Origin of the sequence: Alcanivorax sp. P2S70 (assembly GCF_000475295.1) — a bacterium.
In the GTDB taxonomy this organism is placed as follows: Bacteria; Pseudomonadota; Gammaproteobacteria; order Pseudomonadales; family Alcanivoracaceae; genus Alcanivorax; species Alcanivorax profundi.
The window spans coordinates 146226-159591 of record NZ_AXBZ01000034.1 but is presented as its reverse complement, the minus strand read 5'-3'; the positions used below and the strand labels follow the sequence as shown (position 1 = coordinate 159591).

Below are 13366 nucleotides of genomic sequence, written 5' to 3'. Positions count from 1 at the left end.
GCGTGGGGATCGGGTATGCAGCCAACAATAGGGAAGTTCGTGTTTCGTGCCGGACTGCTGGGGGTCATCCTGGCCGTGGCAGGTTGTGGCGGCGACAGCAGTCGCGATAGTTCGGGCGGTAATGGCGGAGGCGGTGGCCCGTCTGCGCCGGCCGCGTCAAGCCTTTCTGGTACTGCAGCCGTCGGTGCCGCCATCCAGACCGGCACCGTTACCGCAGAATGTGCCGATGGCAGTGGCTTCACGTCCACCGTTACCACCAATGCCGATGGGGTCTGGAGTGGCGACATCACCAGCACTGCCTTGCCGTGTGTGTTGACGGTAACCGGCGGCACGCCCTCGGTAACCCTGCGCAGCTATGCCAGTCAGGCAGGAACGATCAATATCACCCCGATCACCGACATGGTGCTGGCCCTCGCTACCGGCCTTGCCGACGGCAGCTGGATTGCGACCCCGGCCAACTGGCCTGATGCCAGCACCATTGCCAGCAAGAAAACCGAGCTGCTTACGGCCATGACCAATGCCGGTTTTACCCTGCCCGGCGGCGACCCGTTCAGCACCGCGCTGGCGGTTGGCGATGCCTGGGACCAGGTGCTGGATGCGATCCAGGAAGCCATTGATGACGACCCCTCTATCGCTGATTACAACGCACTGCTGAATCTGGTGAAAGACGGCAACCTGGGCCAGTTCCCGGACGCGCCGGAAGACGAAGAACCGGTTGACCCGGAATTACCCGCGAACCTCAACGTACTCACGAATTACGCCGGTACTTACACGGTGATCGGTAATGGCGAGGGTGACCCGGGTTACTGCGCGAGTTGTGGAAGTGCCACCCGTAACCATGCCCGTGGCACCGTTATCATTTCGGCACAGGGTGATATCGATTTTGACACCGACATCGGTTTTACCGTTGCCGACATTGTTGAAATTTATGACCGTACCAATGTGGCCACCGACCGTCGTGTCGCGGTGAATTATGGCCAGTCTGATAGCGACGAGCGCGTACGGTTGTATCTCAACGCAGACCTGGAGGTCATGGAAATCATTCATGATGACGGGGCTGGTGCAACCACGCGTGCCCTGATTCAGGAAGACAGCACAGACCCGGAACCGGAGCCCGGTGCGGAGTTGCTGGAGATGCGCAATGGTGTCGCAGTGGTGCACGATGGCAAGGTCTGGGCCCTGGAGCAACCGTTTATCGAATCGTTCATGGCCAGCACGGCCAAGCGCCAGATTCGTGCCCATAACTATGACAGTGATTACAACACCATTAATTCGACGCCGTTTAATGGCGATGATCTGGCCTGGGCTCAGGTGAACGTGGCCCACGGCAATCTGGGCACCCAGCTGTGTGGCCAGAGTACGGGTGTCTCCCTGCTGACGGTAGACTACGCTGCCAGCCCAGTGGTGCAGAAAACCTGGACGGCTACAGAGTGCGAGCTGTACGTGGATTACCACTTCAGCAATGGCGCCACGGAAGGCCGCATCATCAGCGCCACGCTAAGCAACGACAAGGATGATGAACAAATCACCCTGAGCGGTGGCCAGTTCCGTATTTTCATTCACACGGGCACAGAGGGTGAGGCGCCGGCGCTGGCAGATGAAATCCGTTGGGACATGACCATTGATAGCGGTACTCGCGAAATGCGCTCTGGCCATTTCCTGGGTGGCAGGCCATTGCTGGATGGCTCACATCCTGACCACACGCTGAAATTCGAGATCCAGGCCGGCAGCAACAATAACCCGGAAGCTGGAGAGTACAGCTGCGAGGATGGGGACACGGAAGTGACTCTGAAGATGGGGTGGGTGACGGTCAGTGACCCGCTGTTCAAGTTCCAGAGTGCCAACGGGGGCAGTTGTACGGTTACCGTCGAACAGAATGCCGGCCGTAAATATGTGGGCACGTATACGGCTACCTTGATGGGGCCGAGTAATGGGGGCGGTGCCGCCTTTGGCTCAGGGTTGGGGACAGGCGATATTGAATTGCCGGCGGCCGAGCGAACCCTGGTCGTGCATGGCAAGTTCCGTAACTTCACCACGCAGACCTTCCATGCTGACAACGGCGGTGATGAAGGCGCCCTGGGTCAGGAAACCCAGGGGATTTCCATGACCATTGATGATGGCAACACGCATTTCACCCAGGGGGAGCGCTTTCAGCTGGCCTCGGAGTATTCCTCCAACGGCAGTAACGGTTACTTCTCCAGGGTGTTCAGTGATCTGGAATCGCCGAACAATCAGCTGCGGATGGTGTGGTCCAACATTCCCATGCAGGTGGGCAGCTTTACCTGCAACACTGATGTGGGTGGCTTGAAGCCGACCATGTCACTGTCAACGCCGGCCAACATTCCCTACGGCGCGACCTACACCCAGTCAGGCACCCAAAACCTGTCTGAAGGCGCCTCCTGTACCATCAATGTGACCAGCGTAAGCGATGGCGTGGTAGAAGGGACGTATATCGCAACCCTGGTGGCGAGGAATATGGGGCCGGTCCTGCCCAACAATGATGATGCCATTTCCTTGTCTGGCGAGTTCCGTTATCCCTACACACCCTGATAACGGGATAGACAGGCGATAAGACGCCATACAATGAAACGCCGGGCAGTGAGGTTGCCCGGCGTTATTGATGGTGGGGGTTGGCCTCTTTGTTGGCCGATTACCACAGGCAGGGCGTCTTGCCCTGGTTCTCCTGGGATTCCATCCAGCTGAGGATGCGGCCACCCAGTGGTCGCTGGGTCGCTTGCTGCGCCAGCGCCACCGCGGCGCGCAATCTTTCCACATCAATACCGGTCTTCAGGCCGGCACTTTCCAGCAGGTAGACCAGATCTTCCGTGGCCATGTTGCCGGTGGCACCGGGGGCAAACGGGCAGCCGCCCAGGCCGCCCACCGAGGCATCGAAACGGCGCACACCCAGATCTGCGGCGGCCCAGGCCATGGCAGCAGCCAACCCGCGGGTGTCGTGCAGGTGTACGTAGAATTTCTCCGCCCCGAATTCCCGGATCAGCGGCGCCATGATGTCCTTCATCTGCTGGGGGTTGCCGGCGCCAATGGTGTCGGCGATGGCCACTTCGTCGCTACCGGCGGCAAACATGCGCGCGGCCAGTTTCTGCGGCAGGGTGACTGGCATGGGGCCGTCGTAAGGGCAGGCGAATGAACCGGCAATGTAGGTGCGGGTGGCGATGCCGTCCTCTTTTGCGGCGGCAATGATCGCCTCGCAGCTTTGGGCGGCCTGTTCCAGGCTCATGTTCAGGTTGCGCTGGTTAAAGGTATCGGTGGTGGACAGCACCAGCGCCACCGTGGGGTAGCCTGCGTCCCGCGCCAGCTGGTAGCCCTTCAGGTTGGGCACCAGCGCGGTGTAATGCAGGCCCTCGTCGTGGGGTAGCAGGGGGGTGAGCGCCGCGGCGTCGGCCATTTGCGGAATGGCTTTCGGGCTCACGAAGCTCACTGGTTCCAGGCAGCGCATGCCCGCGTCTACCAGCAACCGGGCCAGCTGTGCCTTGGTGTCGGTGTCGACGGTTACCGGCTGGTTCTGCAGCCCGTCGCGCAGCCCCACTTCATTGATGATGGCCTGGTCGCTCATACCTTTGTCCTACCCGTTAACTGGGCGCTCAGTGTGCCACTGTGCAACGGCATGCGCGAGTGGCCAGAACTGACAAGTTCTTGGTGGTTTCGGTTTTCAGTTCGGCGCGCCCCTGTGACCACAATGGGCCACTGATACCGATAACAAACAGGAGCGACTCCATGAGCAGCCTGACCCCCTGTGCCACGCTCAAACACGTTCATCACGGCGCCTACCGCTGCCGCGATGCGGAACAGACCCGCTGGTTTTACGAGGATGTGCTGGGCATGCCACTGACCCTGGCCATGGTGTTCGATGAAGAGCCCGGCACCGGCCGCAAGGTGGATTACATGCATCTGTTCTTCCAGATGGGGGATGGCAACTTCGTGGCCTTCTTTGATGCCCCGGACAGTGCCGACGAGATGATGTTTCGCCCGCGCCATGCCTTTGATCTCCACCTGGCCTTCGAAGTGGACACCATGGAAGAGCTGAAAGACTGGCGCCGTCGCATCAACAAGGCCGGCCGCCCCTGCTTTGGCCCGGTAGACCATGAATTCATTCATTCCATCTACTTTGTCGACCCCAACGGCATTCCGCTGGAAATCACGGTGCGTGATCCCAGTTACGACCATGTGGTGGAAGCGGATGCCGCCCAGGCCCACGATGCGCTCAAGGCGTGGACAGCAAACACCCGAGCCCAGAAAGAGGCGCTGTTTGGCGCCGCCCTGGACATGCGCGGCATCGACATGAGCAAGACCGATTTTTCCAAAGTGAAAGCCGCGGTCGAGAAAGACAAGAACAAGGAACAGGCAGAATGAGCAAGCACTACGACCGCACCCCGCATCTGATCGCGTTTACCGAGCAATCCAGCTTCAAGGATACCTATGCCGGCCCTATGGACCTGGTGACCCTGGAAGCCCACCTGCTGACCCCGAAAAGGGGGCCCGGCAAGACCGTGGTGGTGTTCATGCACCCGGTGGGCGGTGGCGCCTACCTGCCGATGGTGTCGGCGCTGGCCAGGGCCGGGTTGTCGGTGATTTATTGCAACAGTCGCTATCGCGGTGCCGACAGTGCCCTGTTGATGGAAAAAGTGGTGGCGGATCTGGGCGCGTGTGTGCGCTATGCCAAAGAAAAGCTGGGTTACGAGAAAGTGGTGCTGGGTGGTTGGTCGGGCGGCGGTTCCCTGAGTCTGATGTACCAGGCCGAAGCGGAAGACCCGCAGATTACCGAGACCCCCGCGGGCGACCCCTACGATCTGGTGTCCCAGAAGTTGATTCCCGCCGACGGCATCCTGTTGCTGGCAGCCCATGTGTCCCGTGCCATTACCATGACCGAATGGCTGGACCCGTCGGTGAAGGACGAGAACAACCCGGACGACCGAGACCGGGAACTGGACATCTATCATCCGGACTGCCCCAATCAGCCGCCCTACAGCGAGGCGTTTGTGGCCCGCTTCCGCCAGGCACAGATCGACCGCAACCGGCGCATTACCGACTGGGTGAAAAGCAAGCTGGAAGACTTCCGCAGCAAGGGCCAGAACACGGAAGAGTTTGGTTTCGTGGTACATCGCACCATGTGTGATGTGCGCTGGCTGGACCCGGAACAAGACCCCAATGAACGCGCCCCCGGAACCTGCTATCTCGGTGACCCGGAAACCGTCAACAATGGCCCGGTGGCGCTGGCCCGTTTCAACACCTTGCGGGGCTGGCTCAGCCAGTGGAGCTTTGATGATTCCCGTGCCAATGGCCCGGCCTGCGCCAAACGCATCCGCATACCGGCGCTGGTGATCGGCAACACCGCCGACAACGCCTGTACCCCCAGCCACACGCACCGTTTGTATGACAGTTTTGCCCCGGGACAGGCCGAGCTGCGTGAAGTGAAAGGCGCTAACCACTATTATTTCGGCCAGCAGGACAAGATGGCTGAAGCTGTGAGTGACTGCACCGAGTGGCTTTCGGCGAAAGGGCTCATGTAGCCATCCTGTCTGACAGTCTTACCGGCTGGTACCGGCACTCGGTGCCGGCTGGTAGTGTCGATAAAAAGAATTCGAAAGAGGCGGCCTGTTTATGAGCGTGATCCTGTTGTTGCTGGCGTTGCTGGTATTGGGCACGGTATTGACCACCCTGGCGTTTTACCTGTGCTGGTATTACGACCGCCGCAGTTTCCCGGAGCAGGCGGTTTTGCCGGGAGAAGAGCCGTTGCGCCCGCTGTCGGTGGTGCTCGGCATTGTCAAGGAAGCTGCCGCCTTGACCCTGTTGGTGGCCAGTTATCCGTTGCGTCTGATCCACGATGCGTCACCGGCGCGTACCCGCCATCATGGTGAGGTGCCGGTGATTCTGGTGCATGGCTACGGCGGTAACAGCGCCAACTTTCTGTTCATGCAGTGGCGACTTAAATGGCGTGGCTGGTCCAACGTCTATTCAGTGAGCTACACCCCGCCGCACATCAATGCCCGTAAACTCTCGCAGCAGGTGGTCGACCACGTTCAGCGTATTCTCGATGCCACCGGCGCAGAAAAAGCTCATCTGATCTGCCATTCCATGGGCGGCCCGCTGACCCGTTACGCCATGAAAAATCTGGGGCTGGACGGTAAAGTGGACCGCGTGGTGACGCTGGGCAGCCCACACTATGGTTCGCGTATTGCTGCCCTGTTCCCGCCGCTGGGCGCCGCCGCGCAGCTGCGCTATCAAAGCCCGTTCATTCGCGAACTGGCTACCGGGGAGCCCTGCCCTGGCAGTGCCCGCTATTTTTCCATCTACTCCAACATGGACAACTTCGTCCTGCCGGTGTCCACCGCCGTGCTGCACGGGGCAGAAGAAAACATCAATGTGCCCTATCTGGGACACTGCGCGTTGCTGTACAGCACCCGGGTGATGGATCAGGTTGAGCGCTGTCTGCTCAAACCGGTTCCGAGTGCGGAGTAACCCTGAAGCCCCGGCGAGCTGAGGGTGGCGGATGCTATGTTGCCCTTCATTCACGGTAAAACCGCCGTCTACCCACCAAACCTTGACGGTGATCAAGATCGACCTTGGTTGAGTTGCCTTTCGGCGCCAACCGGCTCATGGTGAAAGTCATCGTGTAGAGAAAGGGAGATCGACCATGAATGAATATGGTGCAACGGTAGCCTGGCATCTCAAGCCGAACACACCGTTCGACTATGAATCCTTCAACCGGGATCACGAATGGACCCTGGGGGGAGGGGAGGTCGTGCAGGCGTCGGCCTCGCCAGACTTTTTTGGCCAGACCAATCGGGTCAACCCGGACGAAGCGGTTGTCGCTGCTACCGCCAGTTGTCACATGCTCACGTTCCTTTCCATCGCCGCCAAGCGCGGCATCAAAGTCCTCAGTTACATCGATCAGCCCTCGGGCGTTGTGGAAAAGAACGCCGACGGCCGCATGGCCATCACCCGCATTGTGCTGCGGCCGCGGGTGGTCTTCGACGAAACCGATCTGGATGGCCCGGCCCTGCGCAAGCTTCACGACAGTGCACACCGCAACTGTTTTGTGGCTAATTCGCTTACCGCAGATATCGTCGTCGAACCGGCGTAAATGACAGGGCGTGATCCTGCCGGGGTATACAACGGACCGAAGGGTCACCCCGGGAGGATGTGAGCCGCCCGGCTTGTCGCTAGAATGTTGGCCATATTTTGCCGGCAGGGCCTTGCCCGTGCCCGTTATTGACCAACAGGACTAGCCAGTATGCTTGATCAGAACGAAATCGAACTGTTCCGCGACAACGTCAAGAAATTCCTCGAAAACGAAGTGGCCCCCTACTACAACCAGTGGGAAAAAGACGAAAAATTCCCCCGCGAATTGTGGAACAAAATGGGCGAAAACGGCCTGTTGTGCGTTGACGTACCGGAAGAGTACGGCGGCTTCGGCGCCACCTTCACCCTGTCGGCCGTCATCATCGAAGAGTGCTCGCGTGCCGGTTACGGCGCCCTGGCCTCTAACCTGTCTGTGCATTCCGACATTGTTGCCCCCTACATTCTTCACCTGGGTTCAGAAGATCAGAAGCAGACCTGGCTGCCGAAAATGGTTTCCGGCGAAGCCGTTGGCGCTATCGGCATGACCGAGCCCGGTGCCGGTTCCGACCTGCAGGGTATGAAGACCCGTGCCGACAAGAGCGGCGATAATTACGTGATCAATGGTCAGAAGACCTTCATCACCAACGGTCAGCACTGCGACGTGATCGTACTGGCCACCAAGACTGACCCCAATGCCGGCTCCAAAGGCATGACCCTGTTCACCGTGGATTGCACCCTGCCCGGTTTTTCCCGTGGCCGTAACCTGGAAAAAATGGGCCACCACGCGGCCGATACCTCCGAGCTGTTTTTTGAAGACGTCACGCTCAGCGCCGACCAGATTCTGGGTGGCGAAGGCAAAGGCTTTGCCAACCTGATGAACGAGCTGCCCCGCGAGCGCCTGATCCTCGCCCTGGGTGCTGTGGCCGCCTGTGAAGGCATGATCGAGCGCACCATTGAATACACGCAGGAGCGCATGGCCTTCGGTCAACCGATCAGCAAGTTCCAGAACACCCGCTACGTGCTGGCGGACCTGCACGCCCAGACCCAGATCAACAAAGCGTTCTGCAGCCAGTGCACCACCGAATACGATAAAGGCGAACTCAGCACCACCAACGCCTCCATCGCCAAGCTCACCACCACCGAGTTGCAGGGCGTGGTCGCCGACAAGTGTCTGCAACTGTTCGGTGGTTATGGCTACATGCAGGAGTACCCGATCTCCCGTGATTATGTGGACGCCCGTATCCAGCGTATCTACGGCGGTACCAGCGAGATCATGAAAGAAATTATCTCCCGGGATATTCTCGGCCGGTAATTCCCCCAGGGGATGTCGAACAAGAACGCGGCTTCGGTCGCGTTTTTTTATGGTTGGGGAAAATCAGCTACGAGCTTTGAGCTATGAGGAAAGCCAAAGTCAAAACCGGATTGGTTTGGGCGGTCTTTCGTGGGAGCCTGCCTGCAGGCGCAACCGGATCGTTGGAAGAAAAACCGAAACCGGCCCGGAAAAATGATGCCACTAATTAGTGGCATAAGCCGTGCTCAACGGATAGCAGGGCATGGTGTGTAAGATATGGCTTACAGAAAAGGCTAAGTGATTGATATAGAGTGCTTTTATTGGAGGGGTAAATCGGCGGAACAGTACGGTCGTCCCGGCATTATGTCGAACGATTCGAGTTTTGTCGGATGGGAGAAGTTCTCAGCTACGGCTTAAGTAATTGTTAGTGCGGAAGTTTTTTTGGGTAAAACCGCAAAAGCGAAAATAAATATGTCGAATTGAGTTAAGTCGATTCGTTCGACTGAATACGCTGTTATGTGTCTCTAAGAGATCTTGAATGTTTAATCGAATGAAAAGGTGGTGGACTGGTGAGTTTGTTGATTCGACCCTGGAGCACATCCTTGACGAAAACGAGTCCGGTGAGGGGCACTTTAAGAGACCGTGGCTTGCAAGAGCTGTGATAGCTACGGGAGGGTTCCTTAATAAGGAATGGAAATGGGTGGTAGCAACATCTATTTCACTCTTGGCTATCTATATAGCGTACCTAAAGCTCTAGAGGGTGCGCTGATGTCACATAACAAGAAACTGCAGCGGATCAAATTTCGCTGCACTCAATTAGTCTGATCTGTAACCACTTTTTGGGACACGGTCTGTTCATGCATCATGAAGATCTGACACAAGTACGAGAAAACTGGTACTCAGCTTTTTTCGCAGGTGATGTTGAGCACCTTGCCCGGGTTCAGGCAAACCATTTTACCATTACTACAGAGTGGGGTATTCAATCCAGGAAATCCCAGATCGACGCTATCTCGTCAGCCAAACGTAATGGGCGTTGGTTTCCCCAAGGCGGGCGGAAGCACGATACAGCGCTAAGGATTCGGAGTACGGGTAACAGCACCACAATAACAGGCCAAGGGTATACCGTTTCTGGTCACTCCCAAGGGTTGATAGTGGCGTTTTCGGAAGTCTGGGAATGGGATGGTGCCGTTTGGCAGGTTGTTAGTTTGAGCTACGGGGCAGCCTGAAATTACTCCTGTCATCGGCGTTATGTTGAGGCGTATGGTTCAGGATCGAGTCTCCGGGATCAAAAAGGAAACTCTGAGCTTATAATTAACCAATGCCCCCCCCCAACGTTGACGCTAAAGGCATACATTGAAGAACCTGCTGATCCTCATTTTATTTCTTGTCGCCGGCTACCAGGCTTGGGACAGGTTTGCCCCAAAGACCAGCGTGGCTCCGTTGGAGGCGCGTTCTTACATCGCGGTTTATGGACGTGATACCTGTGGTTGGACGCAGCGTGCGTTGCAGGTGTTTGAGCGTAATGGGGTGAATTACCGTTACTTTATCGTTGATGATCGGCAAGTTGCTGAGCGTTTGCATTCGCGTATGCAGGCAGCAGGGCTGTCCACCGGGCGTTATCAGCTTCCGGTGATCGATGTGAATGGTGAGATGATGGTGAGACCGGATCCTGAGAGAGTGTTGGGGCGTTATCGTGATCGGCTTTATCAGCAGGCAGGGTATAGGTAGTCGTACGTTTTGGCGTTGTGAAGGGCGAGTCTATGAAGTCGGATTGTGTTGTGCGGGTTGTGGTCTTTGGGATGTGGGTTGGGTTAGCCGGTTGTACCAATGTGGCGGGAGACCATGCCAGGGTGATCACGACCGAAGAGACTCTAGCGGCACCGGAACTTCTGCAGATGGCAACGGAGTACTTTTCCGGGGCGGGCTATGACTGCGGTGAAGATTCAAGGAGCGAGCTACGTTGTCGAAAGGATCTTCGTGACCTCTATATTCACCAGACCCATGCGGTGGTGGAGATTTTTGAGGATAAAGAGGCGGGTCACCATCTATTGATGACCACCCGTTGGGATGAAGGGCTGATTCCGGGTGAGTTGATTTCCAGTGAGTTCGAGAACCCGGATGTGGCGGGCTTCTGCAGGTCGCTTCACGCCTCAGGGCAAGGCGTTTGCCAGATTGCGGAATGAGTGTTTCCGGGCGGGCTCGGGGGCGGGTAGAAGGGGGGCTTCGCCGGGGCCGATTTCCGCGCCAGGGTGATCGTGGTCGGTCGCCCGTTTTCTACGATAAGCCGTGTTGCCCGCGGTGCAAGACGGGGAGGGTCAAAACCGGGATAATGCTCCTGGATTCACTCACCTCCCAACCTCGGCTGTACCCTCATGGAAATCAAGGTCAACTTTCTCGACAACCTGCGTCTGGAAGCCAAATTCGACGACTTCACGGTGATTGCCGACCAGCCCATCCGTTATAAGGGTGATGGCTCAGCCCCCAGTCCGTTTGACTACTTCCTGGCGTCGTCAGCCCTGTGTGCCGCTTATTTCGTGAAGGTGTACTGCAAGGCCCGGGATATCCCCACGGATAATATCCGCCTGTCGCAGAACAATATTGTCGACCCGGAAGACCGCTATAACCAGATCTTCCGGATTCATGTGGAGCTGCCCGAGAACCTCTCCGACAAGGATCGCACAGGCATTTTGCGGGCCATTGACCGGTGTACGGTGAAGAAGGTGGTGCAGACCGGTCCCGACTTCCAGATTGAAGCGGTAGAGAACCTGGATGAAGATGCCCAGGCGCTGCTGACGGTGAACCCGGAGCAGGCGGGCCGGACGCTGATTGAGGGCAAGGACCGGCCATTGGAGGACACCATCGCCACCATGAGTGGCATCCTCGAAACGCTGGGGATGAAGATCGAGGTGTCGTCCTGGCGCAATATCGTTCCCCATGTCTGGTCGTTGCATATCCGTGATGCGGCTTCGCCCATGTGTTTCACCAACGGCAAGGGCGCCACCAAGGAAAGCGCCCTGTGTTCCGCGCTGGGGGAATTCATTGAGCGTCTGAGCTGCAACTTTTTCTACAATGACCAGTTCTTCGGGGAAGAGATCGCCAACAGCGAATTCGTGCATTACCCCAATGAAAAGTGGTTCAAGCCGGGGCCGAATGACGCGCTGCCTGCCGAGATCCTGGACGCCCATACCCGGGGGATTTACGACCCGGACGGGGAGCTGGGCGCCTCCAATCTGATTGATACCAATTCCGGGCGTGTGGATCGCGGTATCTGTTCGCTGCCGTTTGTGCGTCAGTCCGATGGCGAGACGGTGTACTTCCCGAGCAACCTGATCGAGAACCTGTTTCTGAGCAATGGAATGAGTGCCGGCAATACCCTGGCCGAAGCGCAGGTGCAGTGTCTGTCGGAAATTTTTGAGCGGGCAGTGAAGAAGTACATCATCGAGCAGGAGATCGTGTTGCCGGATGTGCCTGACGCGGTGCTGGCCCGTTACCCGGAGATTGTGGAAGGCATCAAGGCACTGGAAGCCCAGGGTTTTCCGGTGCTGGTGAAGGACGCCTCTCTCGGCGGGGAATTTCCGGTGATGTGTGTGACCCTGATGAACCCGCGCACCGGCGGTGTGTTTGCGTCCTTTGGCGCGCACCCCAGCTTCCATGTGGCGCTGGAGCGCAGCCTTACCGAGTTACTGCAGGGGCGCAGCTTTGAAGGTCTGAATGATGTGCCGCCGCCCACCTTTAACAGCATGGAAGTGTCCGAGCCGAATAATTTCGTTGAGCACTTTATCGATTCCACCGGAGTGATTTCCTGGCGCTTCTTCAGTGCGGCAGCGGACTACGAGTTTGAGGACTGGGATTTCTCCGGCACCACTGAGGAGGAAGCGGAGAAACTGTTCGCGATTCTCGAAGAGCAGGAAAAGGAAGTGTATGTGGCCGTGCATGACCAGCTGGGCGCCCCGGCCTGCCGGATCCTGGTGCCAGATTTTTCCGAGGTGTATCCCGTGGAAGACCTGATCTGGGATAACACTAACAAGGCGCTGGATTACCGTGAGGATATCCTCAACCTGCATCGCCTGGACGACGATGCGCTGGGCGCGTTGGTGGCGCGTCTGGAAGACAGCCAGATCGACAATTACACCGACATTATCACCCTCATCGGCATTGAGTTTGATGAGAACACCGTCTGGGGGCAGCTCACCGTGCTGGAGCTGAAGCTGCTGGTGTATCTGGCCCTGGGGCGTTTGGAAGAGGCGGCCGAACAGGTGGAGATGTTCCTGCAGTACAACGACAACACGGTGGCGCGGGTGCTGTTCTATCGCGCCATGAATGCGGTGCTGGAGATTGTGCTGGACGAGGAGCTGGAACTGGACGACTACCTCTATAACCTGAAGCGCATGTTTGGCGACGAGACCATGGAACAGGTGGTCGGCGCGGTGGAAGGCCGTGTGCGCTTCCCGGGGCTGACTCCGACCAACATGCAGCTCGAGGGCCTGGACAAGCATCTGCGCCTGATCGACAGCTACAAGAAACTCCACGCGGCGCGGGCGCGCCTGGCCGGGTTGTCAGGAGAGAAAGCATGACACTGCAATGGAATGAGCCGGCTCAGCAAGAGGGGACCGTGCTGTACACCCTGAGCTGCGCCGGGAATGACGAGGACGCCATCAAGGCTGGCGTGGAAGCGGCGCTGGAAAAAGCGGTAAGCCTGTTGGACCGGAATGTGCGCGATGATTCCCGCTACCTGCTGTGTGAATGGAATGCCGATGCGGCCAGGTTGCAGGTTGTGGTCAGCGATGACAGCAAGACAAAGGATGCGCCAGAGGTGGTGGAGTGCCGCTTTGAGCCTTTCGATGCCGCGTTGGATGTGGCGTTGCTGCAATTCCTGATCCGCGATTACCTCACCACCTGTACGGCATTTCTGGGGTGGTCTTTGCTCGCCGCCTTCCACGAAGGGGACCGCCAGCGCTCTCGTTTGCTTTGAGTGTGGCTATCGCGCCGCGACCG

At 57.9% G+C, this 13366-nt stretch carries 11 protein-coding genes; 10 read left to right on the top strand and 1 reads right to left on the bottom strand.

Annotated elements, in window-relative coordinates; all coding sequences use genetic code 11:
* Nucleotides 1–15: 15 nt before the first annotated feature.
* Entirely contained in the window at nucleotides 16–2550 is a 2535-nt protein-coding gene (locus Q672_RS33830) for a hypothetical protein (protein ID WP_147393894.1), read from the top strand.
* A 100-nt stretch (nucleotides 2551–2650) separates the two neighbouring features.
* Here the strand turns inward: Q672_RS33830 and Q672_RS27980 are convergent, their stop codons facing one another.
* Nucleotides 2651–3574 carry a hydroxymethylglutaryl-CoA lyase gene (locus Q672_RS27980; protein ID WP_022985814.1) on the bottom strand — a complete coding sequence of 308 codons (924 nt, stop codon included), beginning with the start codon at nucleotides 3572–3574 and terminating at the stop codon, nucleotides 2651–2653.
* 161 nt (nucleotides 3575–3735) lie between these two features.
* Here Q672_RS27980 and Q672_RS27975 point away from each other — a divergent pair, with 161 nt between their 5' ends.
* The 9 genes from Q672_RS27975 (at nucleotide 3736) to Q672_RS27930 (ending at nucleotide 13343) form a co-directional block, all read left to right on the top strand.
* Nucleotides 3736–4371: a VOC family protein gene (locus tag Q672_RS27975; RefSeq protein ID WP_022985813.1), complete on the top strand. Its 636-nt coding sequence runs from the start codon at nucleotides 3736–3738 to the stop codon at nucleotides 4369–4371.
* Nucleotides 4368–5528, top strand: a complete 1161-nt coding sequence (locus Q672_RS27970; RefSeq protein WP_022985812.1) for an alpha/beta hydrolase family protein — start codon at nucleotides 4368–4370, stop codon at nucleotides 5526–5528. Before Q672_RS27975 ends, Q672_RS27970 begins: the two co-directional genes overlap by 4 nt.
* 91 nt (nucleotides 5529–5619) lie before the next feature.
* Complete coding sequence (locus tag Q672_RS27965; protein WP_022985811.1) at nucleotides 5620–6477, top strand: esterase/lipase family protein; 858 nt, start codon at nucleotides 5620–5622, stop codon at nucleotides 6475–6477.
* Nucleotides 6478–6652: 175 nt separating this feature from the next.
* Nucleotides 6653–7102 (top strand): OsmC family protein, encoded by a 450-nt coding sequence (locus tag Q672_RS27960; RefSeq protein ID WP_022985810.1) that lies wholly within the window; start codon nucleotides 6653–6655, stop codon nucleotides 7100–7102.
* Between the two features lie 150 nt (nucleotides 7103–7252).
* On the top strand, nucleotides 7253–8392 hold the full coding sequence (locus tag Q672_RS27955) for an acyl-CoA dehydrogenase family protein (RefSeq protein WP_022985809.1): 1140 nt from the start codon (nucleotides 7253–7255) through the stop codon (nucleotides 8390–8392).
* 1332 nt (nucleotides 8393–9724) lie between these two features.
* On the top strand, nucleotides 9725–10099 hold the full coding sequence (locus Q672_RS27945; RefSeq protein ID WP_022985807.1) for a glutaredoxin family protein: 375 nt from the start codon (nucleotides 9725–9727) through the stop codon (nucleotides 10097–10099).
* A 32-nt stretch (nucleotides 10100–10131) separates the two neighbouring features.
* Nucleotides 10132–10554 carry a hypothetical protein gene (locus tag Q672_RS27940; protein WP_022985806.1) on the top strand — a complete coding sequence of 141 codons (423 nt, stop codon included), beginning with the start codon at nucleotides 10132–10134 and terminating at the stop codon, nucleotides 10552–10554.
* A gap of 189 nt (nucleotides 10555–10743) precedes the next feature.
* Nucleotides 10744–12945: an OsmC domain/YcaO domain-containing protein gene (locus Q672_RS27935; RefSeq protein WP_022985805.1), complete on the top strand. Its 2202-nt coding sequence runs from the start codon at nucleotides 10744–10746 to the stop codon at nucleotides 12943–12945.
* Nucleotides 12942–13343 (top strand): hypothetical protein, encoded by a 402-nt coding sequence (locus tag Q672_RS27930; RefSeq protein ID WP_022985804.1) that lies wholly within the window; start codon nucleotides 12942–12944, stop codon nucleotides 13341–13343. Before Q672_RS27935 ends, Q672_RS27930 begins: the two co-directional genes overlap by 4 nt.
* Nucleotides 13344–13366: the final 23 nt, after the last annotated feature.

Excerpts from the sequence above, each read along its gene's own strand:
- Q672_RS33830 (WP_147393894.1), top strand. The coding sequence starts at position 16 with ATGCAGCCAACAATAGGGAAGTTCGTGTTTCGTGCCGGACTGCTGGGG.
- Q672_RS27980 (WP_022985814.1), bottom strand. The coding sequence starts at position 3,574 with ATGAGCGACCAGGCCATCATCAATGAAGTGGGGCTGCGCGACGGGCTG.
- Q672_RS27975 (WP_022985813.1), top strand. The coding sequence starts at position 3,736 with ATGAGCAGCCTGACCCCCTGTGCCACGCTCAAACACGTTCATCACGGC.
- Q672_RS27970 (WP_022985812.1), top strand. The coding sequence starts at position 4,368 with ATGAGCAAGCACTACGACCGCACCCCGCATCTGATCGCGTTTACCGAG.
- Q672_RS27965 (WP_022985811.1), top strand. The coding sequence starts at position 5,620 with ATGAGCGTGATCCTGTTGTTGCTGGCGTTGCTGGTATTGGGCACGGTA.
- Q672_RS27960 (WP_022985810.1), top strand. The coding sequence starts at position 6,653 with ATGAATGAATATGGTGCAACGGTAGCCTGGCATCTCAAGCCGAACACA.
- Q672_RS27955 (WP_022985809.1), top strand. The coding sequence starts at position 7,253 with ATGCTTGATCAGAACGAAATCGAACTGTTCCGCGACAACGTCAAGAAA.
- Q672_RS27940 (WP_022985806.1), top strand. The coding sequence starts at position 10,132 with ATGAAGTCGGATTGTGTTGTGCGGGTTGTGGTCTTTGGGATGTGGGTT.
- Q672_RS27935 (WP_022985805.1), top strand. The coding sequence starts at position 10,744 with ATGGAAATCAAGGTCAACTTTCTCGACAACCTGCGTCTGGAAGCCAAA.
- Q672_RS27930 (WP_022985804.1), top strand. The coding sequence starts at position 12,942 with ATGACACTGCAATGGAATGAGCCGGCTCAGCAAGAGGGGACCGTGCTG.